The sequence below is a fragment of the Fructobacillus cardui genome (assembly GCF_963580785.1).
Lineage (GTDB): Bacteria > Bacillota > Bacilli > Lactobacillales > Lactobacillaceae > Fructobacillus > Fructobacillus cardui.
On the sequence record NZ_CAUZLS010000002.1, the window covers coordinates 1 to 16,276 of the forward strand.

General features: G+C 42.6%; 19 protein-coding genes, 1 rRNA gene and 1 other annotated feature. Of the genes, 19 read left to right on the forward strand and 1 reads right to left on the reverse strand.

Annotated elements, in window-relative coordinates; all coding sequences use genetic code 11:
• The first annotated feature begins 2 nt into the window (after nt 1–2).
• From rrf to AABI20_RS02115, 3 genes are all read left to right on the forward strand, one after another.
• A 5S ribosomal RNA gene (gene rrf / locus AABI20_RS02105) occupies nt 3–119 on the forward strand.
• A gap of 140 nt (nt 120–259) precedes the next feature.
• Nucleotides 260–955 (forward strand): adaptor protein MecA, encoded by a 696-nt coding sequence (locus AABI20_RS02110; RefSeq protein WP_338346669.1) that lies wholly within the window; start codon nt 260–262, stop codon nt 953–955.
• Between the two features lie 179 nt (nt 956–1,134).
• On the forward strand, nt 1,135–1,536 hold the full coding sequence (locus tag AABI20_RS02115; protein WP_059393320.1) for a rhodanese-like domain-containing protein: 402 nt from the start codon (nt 1,135–1,137) through the stop codon (nt 1,534–1,536).
• 37 nt (nt 1,537–1,573) lie between these two features.
• On the opposite strand, the gene AABI20_RS02120 is transcribed toward AABI20_RS02115, so the two are convergent.
• Nucleotides 1,574–1,759: a DUF3042 family protein gene (locus AABI20_RS02120; RefSeq protein ID WP_047974855.1), complete on the reverse strand. Its 186-nt coding sequence runs from the start codon at nt 1,757–1,759 to the stop codon at nt 1,574–1,576.
• Nucleotides 1,760–1,844: 85 nt separating this feature from the next.
• Between AABI20_RS02120 and miaA the strand changes: the two genes are divergently transcribed.
• The 16 genes from miaA to pstA all read left to right on the forward strand — a co-directional run bounded on the left by miaA (nt 1,845) and on the right by pstA (nt 16,217).
• Entirely contained in the window at nt 1,845–2,744 is a 900-nt protein-coding gene (miaA, locus tag AABI20_RS02125; RefSeq protein WP_338346670.1) for a tRNA (adenosine(37)-N6)-dimethylallyltransferase MiaA, read from the forward strand.
• A 13-nt stretch (nt 2,745–2,757) separates the two neighbouring features.
• Entirely contained in the window at nt 2,758–2,931 is a 174-nt protein-coding gene (locus AABI20_RS02130) for a hypothetical protein (RefSeq protein ID WP_200898274.1), read from the forward strand.
• 106 nt (nt 2,932–3,037) lie between these two features.
• On the forward strand, nt 3,038–4,045 hold the full coding sequence (locus AABI20_RS02135; protein ID WP_047974857.1) for a rod shape-determining protein: 1,008 nt from the start codon (nt 3,038–3,040) through the stop codon (nt 4,043–4,045).
• Between the two features lie 87 nt (nt 4,046–4,132).
• Nucleotides 4,133–4,987: a rod shape-determining protein MreC gene (gene mreC, locus AABI20_RS02140; protein WP_047974858.1), complete on the forward strand. Its 855-nt coding sequence runs from the start codon at nt 4,133–4,135 to the stop codon at nt 4,985–4,987.
• A gap of 1 nt (nt 4,988) precedes the next feature.
• Nucleotides 4,989–5,516, forward strand: coding sequence for a rod shape-determining protein MreD (gene mreD, locus AABI20_RS02145; RefSeq protein WP_338346671.1), 528 nt, complete (start codon nt 4,989–4,991; stop codon nt 5,514–5,516).
• Nucleotides 5,517–5,555: 39 nt separating this feature from the next.
• Nucleotides 5,556–5,788 (forward strand) — a binding site (T-box leader).
• Between the two features lie 73 nt (nt 5,789–5,861).
• Nucleotides 5,862–6,503: an amino acid ABC transporter permease gene (locus AABI20_RS02150; protein WP_047974860.1), complete on the forward strand. Its 642-nt coding sequence runs from the start codon at nt 5,862–5,864 to the stop codon at nt 6,501–6,503.
• A 4-nt stretch (nt 6,504–6,507) separates the two neighbouring features.
• On the forward strand, nt 6,508–7,146 hold the full coding sequence (locus tag AABI20_RS02155) for an amino acid ABC transporter ATP-binding protein (RefSeq protein ID WP_047974861.1): 639 nt from the start codon (nt 6,508–6,510) through the stop codon (nt 7,144–7,146).
• Nucleotides 7,146–7,988 carry an amino acid ABC transporter substrate-binding protein gene (locus AABI20_RS02160; protein WP_047974862.1) on the forward strand — a complete coding sequence of 281 codons (843 nt, stop codon included), beginning with the start codon at nt 7,146–7,148 and terminating at the stop codon, nt 7,986–7,988. The genes AABI20_RS02155 and AABI20_RS02160 overlap by 1 nt, the downstream gene beginning before the upstream one ends.
• A 65-nt stretch (nt 7,989–8,053) precedes the next feature.
• Nucleotides 8,054–9,367: an EF-P 5-aminopentanol modification-associated protein YfmF gene (gene yfmF / locus AABI20_RS02165; protein ID WP_047974863.1), complete on the forward strand. Its 1,314-nt coding sequence runs from the start codon at nt 8,054–8,056 to the stop codon at nt 9,365–9,367.
• Nucleotides 9,354–10,622 carry an EF-P 5-aminopentanol modification-associated protein YfmH gene (gene yfmH, locus AABI20_RS02170; RefSeq protein ID WP_338346673.1) on the forward strand — a complete coding sequence of 423 codons (1,269 nt, stop codon included), beginning with the start codon at nt 9,354–9,356 and terminating at the stop codon, nt 10,620–10,622. Before yfmF ends, yfmH begins: the two co-directional genes overlap by 14 nt.
• Nucleotides 10,623–10,630: 8 nt before the next feature.
• Nucleotides 10,631–11,500, forward strand: a complete 870-nt coding sequence (locus tag AABI20_RS02175) for a helix-turn-helix domain-containing protein (protein ID WP_288846460.1) — start codon at nt 10,631–10,633, stop codon at nt 11,498–11,500.
• Nucleotides 11,501–11,507: 7 nt separating this feature from the next.
• Nucleotides 11,508–12,086 (forward strand): CDP-diacylglycerol--glycerol-3-phosphate 3-phosphatidyltransferase, encoded by a 579-nt coding sequence (pgsA, locus tag AABI20_RS02180; protein ID WP_338346674.1) that lies wholly within the window; start codon nt 11,508–11,510, stop codon nt 12,084–12,086.
• A gap of 128 nt (nt 12,087–12,214) precedes the next feature.
• On the forward strand, nt 12,215–13,333 hold the full coding sequence (recA, locus tag AABI20_RS02185; RefSeq protein WP_047974867.1) for a recombinase RecA: 1,119 nt from the start codon (nt 12,215–12,217) through the stop codon (nt 13,331–13,333).
• Nucleotides 13,334–13,510: 177 nt separating this feature from the next.
• Nucleotides 13,511–14,401, forward strand: a complete 891-nt coding sequence (locus tag AABI20_RS02190; RefSeq protein WP_288846457.1) for a phosphate ABC transporter substrate-binding protein PstS family protein — start codon at nt 13,511–13,513, stop codon at nt 14,399–14,401.
• A gap of 8 nt (nt 14,402–14,409) precedes the next feature.
• Nucleotides 14,410–15,333, forward strand: a complete 924-nt coding sequence (gene pstC / locus AABI20_RS02195) for a phosphate ABC transporter permease subunit PstC (RefSeq protein WP_047974869.1) — start codon at nt 14,410–14,412, stop codon at nt 15,331–15,333.
• Nucleotides 15,333–16,217, forward strand: a complete 885-nt coding sequence (pstA, locus tag AABI20_RS02200; RefSeq protein WP_248661345.1) for a phosphate ABC transporter permease PstA — start codon at nt 15,333–15,335, stop codon at nt 16,215–16,217. Before pstC ends, pstA begins: the two co-directional genes overlap by 1 nt.
• The last annotated feature ends 59 nt before the right edge of the window (nt 16,218–16,276 follow it).

Here is a 16,276-nt window from a genome sequence, read left to right on the forward strand (position 1 = left end):
GGTGTCGTGTTGATGGCATAGAGGAACCACCTGTACCCATCTCGAACACAGAAGTTAAGCTCTATAGCGCCGAAAGTAGTTGCCGGAACGCTGGCTGCGAGGATAGGACGATGCGATGCCGTACATATAATGACAACGGGGGAATTGATGTATATCAATCCCCTGTTGTTTTTTATTTATATACAGTTTAAAATATAGTAAATAGTAACAGGATGCTTTGGTTTGGCATTGAAGTTAATCAAAGTTGAGGTGAATTCTTATGGAAATGGAACGAATTAACGATAACACTATTCGGGTCATGATTGAAAATGAGGACCTTCAAGACCGCGGGACTTCGGTTCGTGATTTGCTCAGCGATCGTAATAAAATTGAATCTTTCTTTTATAACATTTTATCTGAAATTGATACAGAAGAGGATTTTGTTGATAATGACAAAGTTTCTTTTCAAGTTTTGCCTAACCAAAATGGCTTGGAATTATTTATTTCCCGTCTTGATGATCAAGACGCTTTAAATGATTTGTTAGCAAACATTGTTGGTGAGCGTAGTGATGATGATAATGATGTCGTTAACCAAGAAGCAATTGACGATGTTTCATTTGAGCAAAAAATGGCTTTGATGGCGCATGATGATGAAAAAAATGCTGTAAAGAAGAGTGTTGATGGTCATATTGATGTTGTTGAATTAGCTGATTTTGATTTGCTTTTGTCACTTTCAGACCGGTTAGAAACATTTACTGGCGATAATAGTGCCTATTTCTACAAGGGTCACTATTACTTAGTATTGGATTCAACGAAGATGTCGCTGACAGCTGCTGAATACAATACTTTGTCTGCCACGATTGTTGAGTTCGGACGTTATGCTAAGTTAAATGAGGCTGTTTTGTCAGAACATGGTAAGGCTCTGTTCGAAAATCAAGCAGTACAATCATTGAACCAACTGTTTTTAGCTGAATAAAATGACTGATGGAAAATCTGAAAAGATTTTCCATTTTTTATGTCTTAGTGTGAAATTGTTGGATGAATGAATTTTTGATTGGTCGTTAACAGTCAATCCTTTTTCTAAAATAGATTTTCTTCCTGCTCTGTTATCAGGTATAATAGCAGTATCATTATTTAGCATTGGAGTGCATTTTCATGAATATCTTGCTTGTTATCACCTGGGTCTTAGTTATTTGGTTTGTTTTTTATGTGGTTAGTGCCCTTGGCACGCGCATCATGGCTAAGCAACGGGGAACTGTCTTAAAGGCAGAAGACTTTATGGCACAGCAGGCAGAAAACCACGGTCAATTGGTTGATGTCCGTGACAAGGAGCCCTATAAGCGTAATCACTTAAGGGGAGCTCGAAATATGCCAGCATTGACTTTCTCACAAGGAAAGTCTGGTTTGCGCCAAGATATGCCGGTTTACTTGTACGGGGATACATTATCTGGTGCAAGCTCTGTTGCACGTCATCTTCGCAAGGAAGGGATGGCTAAGAGCCAAATTTTCTTAATGGCTGGTGGCTACCGTCAAGTGACGGAGCAAAAGAAGAGCTAAAAAAAAGAATCGCTTAGCGATTCTTTTTTAGTAACTATTAGAAGCGTGATTGATGAGCGGCAACTGATTTGCGAATTGCAGCACGGGAAACCTCTTCATAGTTTTCTTGTTCTTGTTCTTTTGGCTCTTGGACCAATTTCTTATAGCCAAAGCCGGCTGAAAGAACGGCTAGGGCTGAGCCAAGCACGCCTGTGGCCAAGCCAAATTTAAAATCTTTTTTCATCCTCAATCTCCTTTCCATCTTTTCTTAACATTATCGTTGAAATAAAAGACTTTGTAAATCCCTATTTGTAAAATGGAGGTAGAATATGGCAATCCCAGTAATTGTAATTGCAGGACCAACTGCTTCTGGTAAATCAGATTTGGCTATCCAGCTAGCTAAAAGGTATAACGGTAACATTATTTCGGCTGATTCTTTGCAGGTCTACCAGGGGTTAGATATTGGTACAGCCAAAACACCCATTCAAGAACGTGAAGGGATTCCTCATTATTTGCTTGATGTGGCAGATAAAACTGTTGATTTTTCGGTGGCTGATTTCCTCTCATTGGCAGATCAGGCAATTTTAGAAACGGTTAATTCAGGGCGAGTCCCAATTGTGGTTGGTGGGACCGGTTTTTACGTCAAAGCACTGCTGGGTTTTCAGTCATTGGATTTTGCCAAATCAGACGAAGACGAGGTTCGAGAAGATCAGAAAAAACCTTTAGAGGAACTGCAAGTCAAATTGAGGCAATTGGCTGACGAGAAATTATTGAATCGAGTTGATCTGCAAAATAAGGAGCGGGTCATTCGAGCAATTCAAATCGCCCGTCACGGGCAAGCTAATCGGCCTAAGCGTCCAGACTATACTGGACTCATTTTGGCCTTAGATTGGCCAAGAGGGCTCCTATATGAGCGCATCAATGGTCGTGTTCAGCTTATGATAGATCAGGGGCTTGAGAAAGAAGCCAAAGGCCTATATGACCAAGGCGGTTTGAATCTGCAGGCTGGTCGTGGCATCGGCTATGCTGAATTTTACCCTTTTTTTGAGGGACAACAGACACTCTTAGAAGTTGTAGCAACCATCCAACAAAATTCACGGCGCTATGCCAAACGACAATTAACCTATTGGCGTCATCAAATTCCGGGGTTACAATGGATTGATGGTCAAAACGCATGGACAATTGCTGATCAGAAAGTTGCTGATTTTTTGAAAGAATATAAGCAGTAAAAAGGAGTGGCAAATGGATTTTGCTCAGGCACTAAGCGATTTAAAAGATGGGAAAATTAATCATTTTGATGTTGATCCCGAAACTTTTCCTGCATTTCAGAAGGCCTGGTCTGCTTTTCCCTATCAAAACACAGTGAAGGGAATCGCTCAAAGAGCAGGAAAAGTGACATATATTCAGGCAAAATAGACTGTTGTAGTGATTAAAATATGCTACAATACTATTTAAGTAAACTATATTAAAAATGGCCGGACTCGGTTTTTTCGGGTGTCGACTTTAATTGAGAGGCAAAATCGTGGCATTATCATTTGGACAACATAACGTTGGTATTGACTTAGGAACGACAAATACTTATGTATACGTCGAAGGAAAGGGAATCGTTTTACGTGAACCTTCAGTTGTTGCACGTAACACTGAAACGCAAGAAGTGATTGCCGTTGGCTCTGAAGCCCGCGACATGCTCGGTCGTACGCCTGCAAGTATCGCAGCTATTCGGCCAATGCGTGATGGCGTTATTGCTGATTATGACACGACAGTTGCCATGATTTCTTATTATTTGAAGAAGGCTTTAGGAGGCCGCGTTGGTAAGCCATACGTGACACTTGGGGTACCTGCCCGTATTACGGCGGTTGAACGTCGTGCAGTGATTGATGCTGCCCGTGTCGCTGGTGCGCGTGATGCTTATGTCATCGAAGAACCATTTGCGGCTGCCATTGGTGCTGGTTTGCCAGTTATGGAACCAACTGGTTCAATGGTTGTTGACTTTGGTGGTGGAACCACAGATGTTGCAACGATTTCACTTGGTGGTATTGTTGCAGCTCGTTCAACTCGTTTTGCGGGCGACAAGCTCAACGAAGCAATTTCATCATTTGTCCGTAACAATAACAACTTGGCAATCGGTGAATCAACCGCTGAGCGTTTGAAGATTGAAGTTGGAAATGTTTCTTTGGAAGATGCCAAAATGATGGAACCAACGACGGCTCGTGGTCGTGACTTGCTGACCGGTTTGCCAAAGACTATTGAAGTTTCGGCCTATGACGTGGCAACGGCAATCCAAGACCCAATTAACGAAGTGGTTAACTCAATTCGTGAAACATTGGAGTCAACACAACCTGAAATTTCTGCCGATGTAATTGATCATGGAATGGTCTTGACTGGTGGCGGAGCACAATTGCGCGGTTTGTCAACTTTGATTGAAGGAATTACGAAGGTTCCCGTAATCGTGGCGGAAGATCCTTTGGATGCCGTCGTCAAGGGGGTTGGTGAATCATTGAAGTCTTTGGACGTTTTGCAACGAAACTAATAAGACAAGTTAGGTAAACTGCCAAAAAGCGTAGCGCTTGCGCTGCGTTTTTCTTTTCAAGGCAGTTGGTGTGAAAAGGATTATTCCATGCGTAAGTTATTTTCATCCAAAACGGCTGTGATTTTAATGGTCTCAGTCATGGTTATTGTTGGCTTGATTACCGGATCAAATTGGTGGGCCAATAAAACAAATACACCTCCTTTCTTTCAGCGAGCAATTAATGATATTACTGGTGGTATTTCACGCGTGATTGCTGTGCCAACGAATGCCATTGGGACACGGGCCAATTCAATTTCCAATTTGATGTCAACATTTGACGAAAATAAGAAATTAAAGGCTAAGTTAGACGGCTATGCGCAAAATCAGGTTAAGATGCAAACCTTGGAAGAGGAAAATAAGTCGTTGAAGAAGCAGCTTGGCTTGAAAGCGACGTTGACGGATTATGAAACAATTTCTGCCGTAACGATTGCTCGCTCGCCTACAACTTGGCAGTCACAGCTTGTGATCAATAAGGGTGCTAAATCAGGATTGAAGAAGGGCATGCCCGTCCTTGGTGATTCTGGCTTGATCGGTCGTATTTCAGAAGTGAATACGGTTAATTCGAAGGTGACGTTGATTTCTGATACGAGCGAGGATACAAACCGCTTTGCAATCACGGTTAAGGGTAGTCAAGGTGATGTTAACGGGATTATTACTGACTATGATGCAGATCAGAAATTGTTGATTATGGGTCAGGTCACTGAAAGTCAGACGATTAACCCTGGTGATACGGTTGTTACTTCAGGATTAGGTGGATCAATGCCGTCTGGTATTCTGATTGGTAAGGTGGCAAAGGTCACCACCGATGATTACGGTCTATCACGTAAGATTTATATTCAATCGAGCTCTGATTTGAGCAGTTTGAGTACCGTCTTAGTGGCCAGGACAGAGGTAGGGTCATAATATGACAGGTTGGCAATTTATTCGATTTCGGATTGTGTATCCGCTGATTTTAATTCTTTTGTTTTTCATCGATGGAAATATTATGTCTTCGTTTGGTGTTTTTTTACTCCATTCGCCTTTTCATATTATTCCAACGCTCACGTTGATTTGGTTTTTCTACGCCATCCAATTTGAGGCGACAAGCTTCGTGCCTTATTATTTTTATGTAGTCGTGTTTGGCTTACTTTTTGATGTTTATTATACGGGCATTATTGGAACCTATACGGTTGCCTTTTTGGCTGCCACGATTTTGATGGATAAGCTACGTCCCTATTTTGATGAACGCTTAATGTCTGGGATGCTTTTGCTATTGGTGGGCTTATTGACCTATCTTGTTGTGACTTATTTTGCCGGTTCAATGATTAATATTGCTAATTTGTCACTTTTTTCTTTTATCATTCAAGATGTTTTTCCAACAGCGGCTTTGAACTTAGTGTTGGCGGCTTTAGGCTATTACCCAACTTGGTCTTTGTATCAAAGATTAATTTAAGCTTGCTTTTTTTACCGGGCCAGGGTTATAATGGCCTCAATTAAAACGTTGACTAGACGAGTAGCTAGCAAATTCTTTTCAGGAAGCTTACGGCAATTGAGAGTAAGCAGGAATTGTTGGTGAACCACACCTAGGAGTGTGCTATTGAACCTTGAGTAGGTAGCATCGGCTGTGCCCGTTATCGCACCGGTTGTTAGGAAACTAACACCACGAGGTTTCTTTAGTAATAAAGAAACAACGATGAGGTGGGACCGCGTCTATTCGCCCTCTAAGTGCTTAGCACTTAGGGGGCTTTTTTATTTCCCATCGTTTTAATAGTTTGACAGTGAAAGTGGGGAAATCCTGATGAAATATTTTTTTGAAGTACTACCAAGCATTGCCTCTGGCTTGCAAATGACCCTGGGGGTCTTCTTTATTACAATCATTGGCTCAATTCCGTTGGGGATTTTAGTATCTTTGGCAATGCGATCACCATACTTTAGTGTTCGTTGGTTGGTAAACGGCTATATTTGGTTGATGCGGGGAACGCCACTCTTATTGCAGTTGATTTTTATTTACTATGGCTTATCAATGGTTGGCATTTCCTTCTCACGGTTTGATGCCGCGGCCTTTGCCTTTATTATTAACTATGCCGCTTACCTGGCAGAAATTTTCCGTGGTGGCCTTCAAGCCATCCCACAGGGACAATTCGATGCCGCCCAGGTTTTGGGCTTGAATAAGGTGCAAACTTTTTTCAAGATTATCTTGCCACAAGTGATTAAAATTGTGGTGCCATCATTTGGAAATGAAGTTGTTAACTTGGTCAAGGATACGTCTTTGATTTATGTGATTGGATTGGGCGATATCTTGCGAGCCGGTTCGATTGCAGCCAGCCGAGACGTTTCATTGGTACCATACTTAATTGTTGGCTTGATGTACTTGGCCATGGTAGCAGTCGTTACGATTGTCCTACGCCGTAGCGAGAAGCGCTTGAGTGCTTGGAGGTAAGACTATGATTGCAATTAAAAATTTAACAAAAGCCTATGGCGATAATGTGATTTTTAAAGACTTATCACTGACGATGGCTGATGGTGAAATCCTAGTAGTTGTTGGGCCATCCGGTTCCGGTAAAACAACTTTCATTAAGACCTTAACCGGTTTAGAGGATGCTAGTGCTGGTGAGATTGATTTAAACGGCCAGGCTTACCAAGTTGGCGATTCTGCCTTGGCAGCAAAGATTGGACTGATTTTTCAGGACTTTAATTTATTCCCACATTTGACAGTCAAGAAGAATTTGACTTTGGCACCGATGACAGTCAAGAAAATGTCCGAGAAGGAAGCAAATCAGAAGGCTGACGAGTTGCTTTCAACTTTAGGATTGACGGACCAAGCTAACTTATATCCTTACCAGTTGTCTGGTGGTCAAAAGCAGCGAGTAGGCATTGCTCGGGCACTTGCGATGGATCCACAAATTATCGCTTATGATGAGCCAACCTCAGGTCTGGATGAAAAGACCACTGACCAGGTTAGCCAGGTGATGCTAGCCTTGAAGAAGGCTGGGGTTACTCAATTAGTCGTGACCCACGATTTGCCATTTGCCGATAAGGTGGCGGATACAGTCTTTGACTTTGAAAAGGAGGTCCAGCGCTAATGATTACGATGAAAAAGAAAATCATTGTTAATACGGCTGTGATTGTGGTCTTTCTGGCCGTGGTGGCTGGTTGTGTTGCCTTTCTTTCCAAACCTAAGTCAGATAATGATGCCAACACCAAAGACAATTGGACCAAGATTCAGCAGGAAAAAGTGATTACGATTGGTTTGGATGATACCTTCGTTCCAATGGGTTTCCGGGATTCTTCTGGAAAGTTGGAAGGATTTGATATCGATTTGGCTGATAAGGTCTTTTCTGATTTGGGCATCAAGGTTAATTGGCAACCAATTGATTGGTCCATGAAGGAAACTGAGTTAAATACCGGTAATATTGATGCTATTTGGAACGGCTATACCAAGACACCTGCTCGAGCAAAACAGGTTGCCTTTTCACAGGTTTACCACAAGGTAGCTCTTTCCGTTGTTGTTAAGAAGGGCCAGGGCATTAATAAGTTTTCTGATATGTCCGGTAAAGTCTTGGGCGTTCAAACCGGTTCTTCTGGTGAATCGTCATTGAACGATCAGCCCAAGGTTTTGAAGCAGTATATTAAGGGACAAAAGCCAGTTGAGTATGACACCTTTGACAAGGCCTTTACTGATTTAAACGCTAATCGGATTGATGGCCTATTGGTTGATGAGGATTACGCTCGTTATTACATTAACCACCAGGCTAACCCAGCGGATTATGAAATCTTAAAGGGGGACTTCCCAGAAACGGAAGATGTTGTTGGTTTCCGTAAGGGTGATATTGAACTCAAGGAAGCAGTTAACAAGGAATTGACGAAGTTAACTAAGAGCGGCTTTGTTTCAACTTTGGAAAATAAGTGGTTTGCACAAAATTAATTGAGAAAGTATTAAAAACGCCTACGGGCGTTTTTTCTTTGGCTAAAACCGAGTAAGATGGTTATATGATAAAAAAGACGATGGTGGCGCCTGGCGTCCAGCTGGCTTACCAGCCAACTAAGCAATTTAAAACAATCCATGTTAATGTGACCTTTGCGACGAAGGCTAAGAAGGCTATTGCGACCAAACGGGCGCTCTTGTCCTACTTGATGGCAGTCTCTTCGAAGGCGTTTCCAGACCAACGAACGGTTTCTTTGGCAATGATTGATGCCTTTGGGGCTAACTTTCAAACAAAGGTGGCAACGCTTGGCGATTTGGACCTTTTAACGGTTTCGATTCAATTTATCAAACCGGGTCTGTTACCAAATTCAAATCAGCTTTTGGAGCAAATTTTAAATTTTTTGCAAGCAATGCTCTTTGATTTTGATTGGGAAAGTGACCAAGCCCAAACAACGTTTAATCAGGAGCGACAGAACTTGAGGCAAGCGATTTTAAGTCGCCAGGATGATAAGGTGGCGTTTGCTTTGGACCAATCGCGTGAGTTAACCTTTGCCGATGCTGCTGTCCGGGAATCAATCTTAGGATCAATTGAGGAATTGGATCAACTGACTTTACAGGATGTTCAGCGGGCACAGCAAGAGCTGTTAGCCGAAGATCAAGTCGTGATTTCGGTTGTCGGGGACTTAGAGTTTGATCAATTGACAAGGCAGTTATCTGCTTGGCCTTGGGCTGATATTGGTCGCAAGGAAAAGAGTGCTGTTGACCAGAACTATTCAGCGCAGATTCCCCAGTTGTTAGCTGCCGGTCAAAGAAAGCTTGTAAAAAAGGTAGACTGGCAACAGGCAGTTTTGGTGCAAAATTTTCAGGTGAAGGGTCTGTCCCTACACGATAATGGTCCACGTTATTATGCAACTTTAGTGTTGAACACAATCTTTGGTGCTAGCCCAGCCAGTCTGCTTTTTACTGAGGTCCGAGAAAAAAATAGTTTAGCTTATAATATTTCGTCGCGCTTTCAGCCGGACTTAGCGATTTTGACCGTTGTGGCTGGTTTTGATTTTGACCAGGTTGATTTGGTTGAAGAACTGATTCAGGTTCAACTGAAGACATTGGCTGCAGGCCAGATTGCAGCAGAAATGCTTGAGAATGCCAAGCAAAGCTTGAAAAATGAGTACTTAATTCGCCAAGATTTCCAGACTTATCTGGCTGTTCGTCAGGCTGATCGTTTCTTGCGTCAGGCCAAAGAGGGTACTACTGATTTTCTATCCGCAATCGATCACGTATCAGTAGCGGATGTGCAGGATGTTGCCAAGGACTTAATCTTGCAAAGCCGCTTTGTTCTGGCACCTGGGGAAAAGGGGGAATCTTTTGGAAACAAATGATCATGAAGAACAGCCCTTCGTTTTTCAAACGAAAGAGGGCCTGACGGTTAATCTGATTAAAAAACCGGGTTATCACCAATTTTTGGCGGCCTTGACTGCTCGTTTTGGGTCGTTAACGACGGCGATGACGGTGAATGGTGAACAACAGGTTGCTATTCCTGCCGGCACTGCACACTTTCTAGAACATAAAATCTTTGATAAAAAAGATGGTGACGCTTTAATTCGCTTTACGGAGCTGGGAGCTGATGCCAATGCCTTTACTGGTCCAAACCAAACAACGTATTATTTTACTGCTACTAGCCAAATCCTAGAAAATTTGGCTTGGCTAATGAGCTTTGTCCAAGATCCTTATTTTACGAAAGAAAAAGTCGTTCGCGAGCGGGGGATTATTGAGGAAGAAATTAAGCTTTATCAGGATGATCCGGCTTGGCAATTGTACCAGGGAATTATCGGACTACTGTACCCAAAATCAGCGTTAAGCCAAGATATTGCAGGAACCAAGGACAGTCTGCAAGAAATTACTCCTGATTTGCTCTATCAAATTCATGCTGGCTTTTACCAGCCCCAAAACTTAGTGTTAACCGTTGTTGGCGACTTTGATATCAATGAATTAATCGCTTTTATTAAAGAGCAACAAGAACAAATCAGTAGTCAGACAGAAACTGTCTTGGTAGCAAAAGAAGATTTGGCAAAACAGGTGACCTTTGCAGCACGAAAGGAGCAAGGACTATCGCTAGAAAAAGGGGCCTATGGTCTTCGCTTACCAAGTCGCCTTGAGGATATTTCAGGAATTGAACGTGTTAAAGAAATCCTATTAGGCGAACTGGCCTTGGACTTAGTATTTGGTGATCAAACGGGGTGGTTCCAAGACGCTTATGAAAAAGGAATCTTCGGTGATGATTTTGATTATGAGTATAGTAATTTTGGCGCATACCAGTATTTAACTTTTTTTGCAGATGGTGAAAATCAAGATCAGGTTCAAGAATATTTGCTGAAAAGACTAGCAGAAGCACCCTCTATTTTAGCTGAAAGTCAGACTGATTTTACCCGGTTGCAAAAAGCTTTGGCTGGGCAAACTTTGGCTAGCCAAAATCGCCCGGATCGCCTTGGTTTAGACGAGGATTTAGCCTTGTATGGGGTATCACTATTTGATAAAATGAACATAATAACACGTTTTTGCTTAGATGATGTTGTCCAGTGCGGCAAACGGCTTTTTGAAGGTGGTCGTTTGACTCGCTTAGTATTAGAAAAGTAAGAGAAAAAATGGCTGAATATTTAGCAAGTGAAGTTAGTCAACAGTTACGAGAAGCACGATTGGAAAAGGGTTATACAATCGACCAATTGGCCGAAATGACCAAAATCCAACCCCGTTTCTTACAAGCGATTGAAGATGGTGAACAGGATGTCTTACCTGGTCAGTTTTATGCTCGGGCATTTGCTAAGCAATTTGCTGAAGCTGTCGGTTTAAACCCTGATGACCTTTTTGATGAAGTTCAATTTGACCCACAGGTGACTAGTGATTTATCTCATGCACACCGTGATGAAGACGGTGTCGTTCGAGCAGGGGTTAATAATTCAGAGGCCTTTAAGTCACGTTTTCGTGGTTTTATCCCAAGAATTTGGATAGCAATTATCGTTGTTGCCATTTTGCTGGTTGCTTGGTTTGTGGTAACACGGGCAAGTTCAGGCTCTAATTCATCTAACGGTGGCAACCAAGTTGAGGTTGCATCGTCATCGGTACCACAGTCATCATCGTCATCAGTGGTTTCCTCTTCAAGTGCTAACGGTGGTATTAACCTCGGAACTGCAACCACGAACACGGCTCAGTTGACAACCACCTATACTGTTAGCGGACAATTGGCCAATACGCATACCATTGTTGCTAAGGGCCAAAATGGCGGTTCGATGTTTAAGGTAACTGATGGAACCGGTAAGGTCTTATACAACGCTTGGTTGAACCAAGCTGATGAAAAGAGCGTTGAAATTCCAGCCAATACGGCGATTGTGAATATTCAAGTTTCGCAGGTTAGCCACGTTAACTTAACGATTAACAACCAACATATTGATTTACCAAACTTGCCAACGAACCCAGCTCCAACGACTTGGAACGTTGTCTTGAATTTGAATAAGTGAGAACAAAATGAACCTACCAAATAAACTAACGGTCTTTCGAATCATCTTGATTCCAGTTTTCATGCTCCTTTTGATTTTTTCAAAAGGCTCAGCAGTTGTGAATACTGATTTAGACTTGACCTTTTCATGGGTCCTGGCAGCCATTGTCTTTGCCGTTGCTTGTATTACTGATTTCTTAGATGGGCAAATTGCTCGTCGAAAGCACTTAGTAACCAACTTCGGTAAATTCTTTGATCCATTAGCTGATAAGCTGTTGGTTATGACTGCTTTGATTTACCTGACCGCCTTTCACCAAGTTTCAGCTTGGGTTACAGCAGTCATTGTTATCCGGGAGCTAGCAGTAACTGGTTTGCGAACTCTGGTTGTTGAAAACAATGGAGCAGTCATGGCTGCTGCCTGGCCAGGTAAGATTAAAACATTTTCCCAAATGTTTGCCATTTTCTTCCTCTACTTAAAGGATTGGCCATTTGCAATTGTGAATTTTCCAATCGGTCAAGTCCTCTTGTATATTGCCGTTTTCTTTACAATTTATTCAGGAATCGAATATTTCTGGAAAAGCCGCGCGGTTTTTGCAGACGGACTATAAGCGCTTTAAGCGCTTTTTTCGTCCAATTAAATAAGGTCAAAAATGATGCGAACAAATGTTCGTAAAAGCCCTTGCATTTTGTTGAAAAAGTCCGTACACTGTTGATAGACATTTAAGGAGTATCAAGCATGGTTGCAAAAAAGACAAGCGATGATAACAAGAAGGACGGCCGTCAGGCTGCCCTAAATGAAGCTTTAAAGAAAATTGAAAAAAACTTTGGAAAGGGTTCAATTATGACGTTGGGCGATAACGCCTTGACGCAGGTTGAAACTTCGCCATCAGGGTCTGTTAAATTGGACGTGGCTCTGGGCGTCGGAGGATATCCAAAGGGACGGATTATTGAAGTTTACGGGCCTGAATCATCAGGTAAGACGACGATTGCCCTGCATGCAGTAGCTGAAATTCAAAAAAATGGTGGCACGGCTGCCTATATAGATGCCGAAAACGCTTTGGACGTGAAGTATGCTGAAGCTTTAGGTGTTAAAAAAGATGAATTGCTGCTGTCACAGCCGGATACTGGTGAACAGGGATTGGAAATTGCTGATGCCTTGGTTCAATCTGGTGCCGTTGACATGGTTGTAGTGGATTCCGTGGCTGCCTTGGTTCCTCGTGTGGAAATTGAAGGTGAAATGGGGGATGCTCACGTTGGTTTGCAGGCGCGGTTGATGTCTCAAGCTTTACGGAAGTTAGCTGGAACCTTGAACCGAACGGGAACGATTGCAATTTTTATTAATCAAATTCGTGAAAAGGTTGGCGTGATGTTTGGTAATCCCGAGACAACGCCTGGTGGTCGTGCCTTGAAGTTTTACTCGACCATTCGATTGGAAGTCCGTCGATCAACTCAAATTAAAGATGGTTCTGATGTGACTGGTAACTTGACCAAGGTCAAGGTTGTGAAGAACAAGGTTGCGCCACCCTTTAAGGTTGCCGAAGTTGATATCATGTATGGAAAGGGAATTTCACAAACTGGCGAAATTCTTGACTTGGCCGTTGACCAAGACATCATTGATAAGGCCGGTGCATGGTATGCCTATAATGGGGAACGAATTGGTCAAGGTCGCGAGAAGGCCAAGGAATATTTGGATGATCCTGAGCACGCTGCTTTGAAGGAAGATATCTATACACAAGTGCGAAATGCTTATGGTATTGGCGATGAGCCAGCCGTTGATGCCGGTCCTGACGAAAGTGATAGCAAAAGTGCAGAAAATCACGATAATGACGGGCTTACTGACGAACCTATTATTTAGAAATAGTAATAATAAATTAATATTAAAAAGCGTTATAAAACGCTTTTTTTTGTTATAATGTGTTTGTTCTTAACTGAAGTGAATGATTCATTTTCACACAAATTATTCGGATTAGTTTGGAATAGATACTTGTTGTTGTAGGATAATCTTTTGCACCCAGTTGGGAGAAGAGGAATCATGCAAAGATCGCATCGCGGGTCATGGATAGTGGCCTCTGTCGTCGTTGTACTTGCTATTATCTTGGGAATTGCCTATCAAAACCGAGACAAGCAAGCCAACACCGCACCCATTACTGCAGTTGGTTCAACTGCACTGCAACCTTTGGTTGAAGCTGCCGGGGAGGACTATCAACGTTCTCACCCTGGTGTCTCCATTACCGTTCAAGGTGGTGGAAGTGGTACGGGTCTGTCACAAATAGCGCAAGGAGCTGTTTCCCTTGGAAACTCAGATCTCTACGCTGAAGAAAAGAAGGGGATTGATACAAAGAATTTAGTTGATCATCGAGTCGCAGTCGTTGGAATTGCGCCAATCATTAATAAGCAAGCCGGTGTCAAAAATTTGACACTAGCACAGTTGACCGATATCTTTACCGGTAAAATTAAAAATTGGAGTGAACTGGGCGGAAAAGACATGCCAATCGTGCTAGTTAACCGTGCCGCCGGTTCCGGAACTCGAGCTGCTTTTGAAAAGTGGGCTATGGGTGGCAAAAAGAGTGCTTCTGCACAAGAACAAGATTCATCAGGAATGGTCTTGTCAATTGTTAAAAGCACTCCGGGAGCTATCTCTTACGTTGCCTTTGCTTATAAGTCAAATGATGTTGTTCGGGCAAACATTAATGGTGTCGCACCTACCGATGCCAATGTTGAAGATGGGGCTTACCCTATCTGGTCATATGAACACATTTACACGAACGGCAAGCCAACAGGTGAAGTTGCTAAGTTCTTGGATTTCTTTAATTCAGATCGTGTACAGAAAACGTACGTGCCAAAGTTGGGTTACATCTCAAACTCAAATATGAAGATTGAGCGTGACCTGCATGGTAACATTACCGCTAAGCAGAAGGGGTAAGGCAGACAATGGATCTTATTACCGAAAAAATTAAAAAAACTTCGTTGTCAACCAAGCAAGACCGATTTGGAAAGTTTATCTCGGCTCTTGCCTTAATTCTAATCACTGCGGTGGTTGTCTTAATTTTCGGCTTTGTTATCACTCGGGGGTTAGCCACCTTTACGACCAATAAAGTTTCAGTTAGTAAGTTTCTCTTTGGAACGAATTGGAATCCGAGTGTTGTTGACCCTAAGACTGGTCAGCCAGGAATTGGCGCATTACCGCTTATTACTGGTTCTCTTGCGGTAACCGTTTTGGCTGCCATTATTGCTACGCCATTCGCAATTGGAACAGCAGTCTTTATGACTGAAATTGCTAAGAAACGTGGTTCTCGTATTATGCAACCAGTCATCGAATTGTTGGTTGGAATTCCTTCCGTTGTTTATGGTGTTATTGGTTTGGCCGTTGTGGTTCCAGCTGTTCGTTCAATTTTTGGCGGAACCGGTCTTGGAATTTTGTCAGGAACAATTGTTTTGTTCGTCATGATTTTACCAACCATTACTTCTATGACTGTCGATGCCTTAAAGGGCGTTCCTCGCTATTACCGTGAATCAGCCTTGGCAATTGGAGCCACACGTTGGCAGATGATTTATAAGGTGATTTTGCGGGCAGCAACACCAGGAATCTTGACAGCCATTGTCTTTGGAATGGCTCGTGCCTTCGGTGAAGCTTTGGCTGTTCAAATGGTTATCGGAAATGCGGCCAAGATGCCAGGTTCTCTGGTTTCACCAGCAGCAACCTTGACCTCCGTTTTGACGATGGGAATTGGAAACACGGTCATGGGTACGTTGCAAAACAACGTCTTGTGGTCATTAGCAATGATCTTACTTCTAATGTCTCTTGTCTTTAACCTCTTGATTCGCTGGATTGGTCGAAAAGGAGAACTGAAGTAATGAAAGCAAAAACTGCTGATAAAATTGCTACAGCCGTGATTTACGGAATCGCTGGTTCAGTAGCGTTGGTGCTGGCAGCAATGCTAGCCTTTATCTTGGTTCGAGGATTGCCTCATTTATCATGGCACTTCTTGACTGCACAAGCTCGGTCATTTGAAGCTGGTGGTGGAATTGGCATTCAGTTGTTCAATTCTTTCTATCTCTTGATTTTGGCTATGCTGATTTCATTCCCAATCGCTCTTGGAGCGGCTATTTACTTGAATGAATATGCCAAGCCAACGGTTTGGACGTCAATGGTTCGTACAGCAATCGAAGTGATGTCATCATTGCCTTCTGTTGTTGTTGGGTTGTTTGGATTCTTGATTTTCGTTGTGAAGTTGAAGCTTGGTTTCTCCATTATTTCTGGGGCCATTGCATTGACATTCTTTAACTTGCCAATCTTGACCCGTTCAATCGAAACATCATTGAGCCAAATTCCAAACCTGCAACGTGAAGCTGGAGCGGCTTTGGGTCTTTCACGATTTGAAACAGTCATTCATATCATCTTGCCAGCAGCGGTACCATCCATTGTGACAGGAGTTGTGATTTCTGCGGGACGTGTCTTCGGTGAAGCTGCTGCATTGATCTTTACAGCTGGTCAATCGGCACCTTCATTGGACTTTGGTGACTGGAACCCATTTAACTTGGCATCACCATTGTCACCTTTCCGACCAGCCGAAACTTTGGCCGTGCACATTTGGAAGATTAATTCGGAAGGAATTATGCCGGATTTATCACTTGTGTCAGCGGGAGCATCAGCGGTTTTGATTATCGTGGTATTGCTCTTTAACTTTAGTGCACGTCGCTTGGGAACACTTCTCTATAAGAAGTTGACAAAATCGTGAGGTTAGCATGACAGATAAGAGTCAAGAATTAAAGCCAGTATCAGATTTTATTCCTGAAA

What these genes read in the sequence shown, in the direction of transcription:
- pgsA (WP_338346674.1), top strand. Translation starts at nt 11,508, where the DNA reads ATGAACCTACCAAATAAACTAACGGTCTTTCGAATCATCTTGATTCCA.
- AABI20_RS02160 (WP_047974862.1), top strand. Translation starts at nt 7,146, where the DNA reads ATGATTACGATGAAAAAGAAAATCATTGTTAATACGGCTGTGATTGTG.
- miaA (WP_338346670.1), top strand. Translation starts at nt 1,845, where the DNA reads ATGGCAATCCCAGTAATTGTAATTGCAGGACCAACTGCTTCTGGTAAA.
- AABI20_RS02155 (WP_047974861.1), top strand. Translation starts at nt 6,508, where the DNA reads ATGATTGCAATTAAAAATTTAACAAAAGCCTATGGCGATAATGTGATT.
- pstC (WP_047974869.1), top strand. Translation starts at nt 14,410, where the DNA reads ATGGATCTTATTACCGAAAAAATTAAAAAAACTTCGTTGTCAACCAAG.
- AABI20_RS02110 (WP_338346669.1), top strand. Translation starts at nt 260, where the DNA reads ATGGAAATGGAACGAATTAACGATAACACTATTCGGGTCATGATTGAA.
- AABI20_RS02190 (WP_288846457.1), top strand. Translation starts at nt 13,511, where the DNA reads ATGCAAAGATCGCATCGCGGGTCATGGATAGTGGCCTCTGTCGTCGTT.
- AABI20_RS02130 (WP_200898274.1), top strand. Translation starts at nt 2,758, where the DNA reads ATGGATTTTGCTCAGGCACTAAGCGATTTAAAAGATGGGAAAATTAAT.
- yfmF (WP_047974863.1), top strand. Translation starts at nt 8,054, where the DNA reads ATGATAAAAAAGACGATGGTGGCGCCTGGCGTCCAGCTGGCTTACCAG.
- recA (WP_047974867.1), top strand. Translation starts at nt 12,215, where the DNA reads ATGGTTGCAAAAAAGACAAGCGATGATAACAAGAAGGACGGCCGTCAG.
- mreC (WP_047974858.1), top strand. Translation starts at nt 4,133, where the DNA reads ATGCGTAAGTTATTTTCATCCAAAACGGCTGTGATTTTAATGGTCTCA.
- AABI20_RS02150 (WP_047974860.1), top strand. Translation starts at nt 5,862, where the DNA reads ATGAAATATTTTTTTGAAGTACTACCAAGCATTGCCTCTGGCTTGCAA.
- AABI20_RS02175 (WP_288846460.1), top strand. Translation starts at nt 10,631, where the DNA reads ATGGCTGAATATTTAGCAAGTGAAGTTAGTCAACAGTTACGAGAAGCA.
- mreD (WP_338346671.1), top strand. Translation starts at nt 4,989, where the DNA reads ATGACAGGTTGGCAATTTATTCGATTTCGGATTGTGTATCCGCTGATT.
- pstA (WP_248661345.1), top strand. Translation starts at nt 15,333, where the DNA reads ATGAAAGCAAAAACTGCTGATAAAATTGCTACAGCCGTGATTTACGGA.
- AABI20_RS02120 (WP_047974855.1), bottom strand. Translation starts at nt 1,759, where the DNA reads ATGAAAAAAGATTTTAAATTTGGCTTGGCCACAGGCGTGCTTGGCTCA.
- AABI20_RS02115 (WP_059393320.1), top strand. Translation starts at nt 1,135, where the DNA reads ATGAATATCTTGCTTGTTATCACCTGGGTCTTAGTTATTTGGTTTGTT.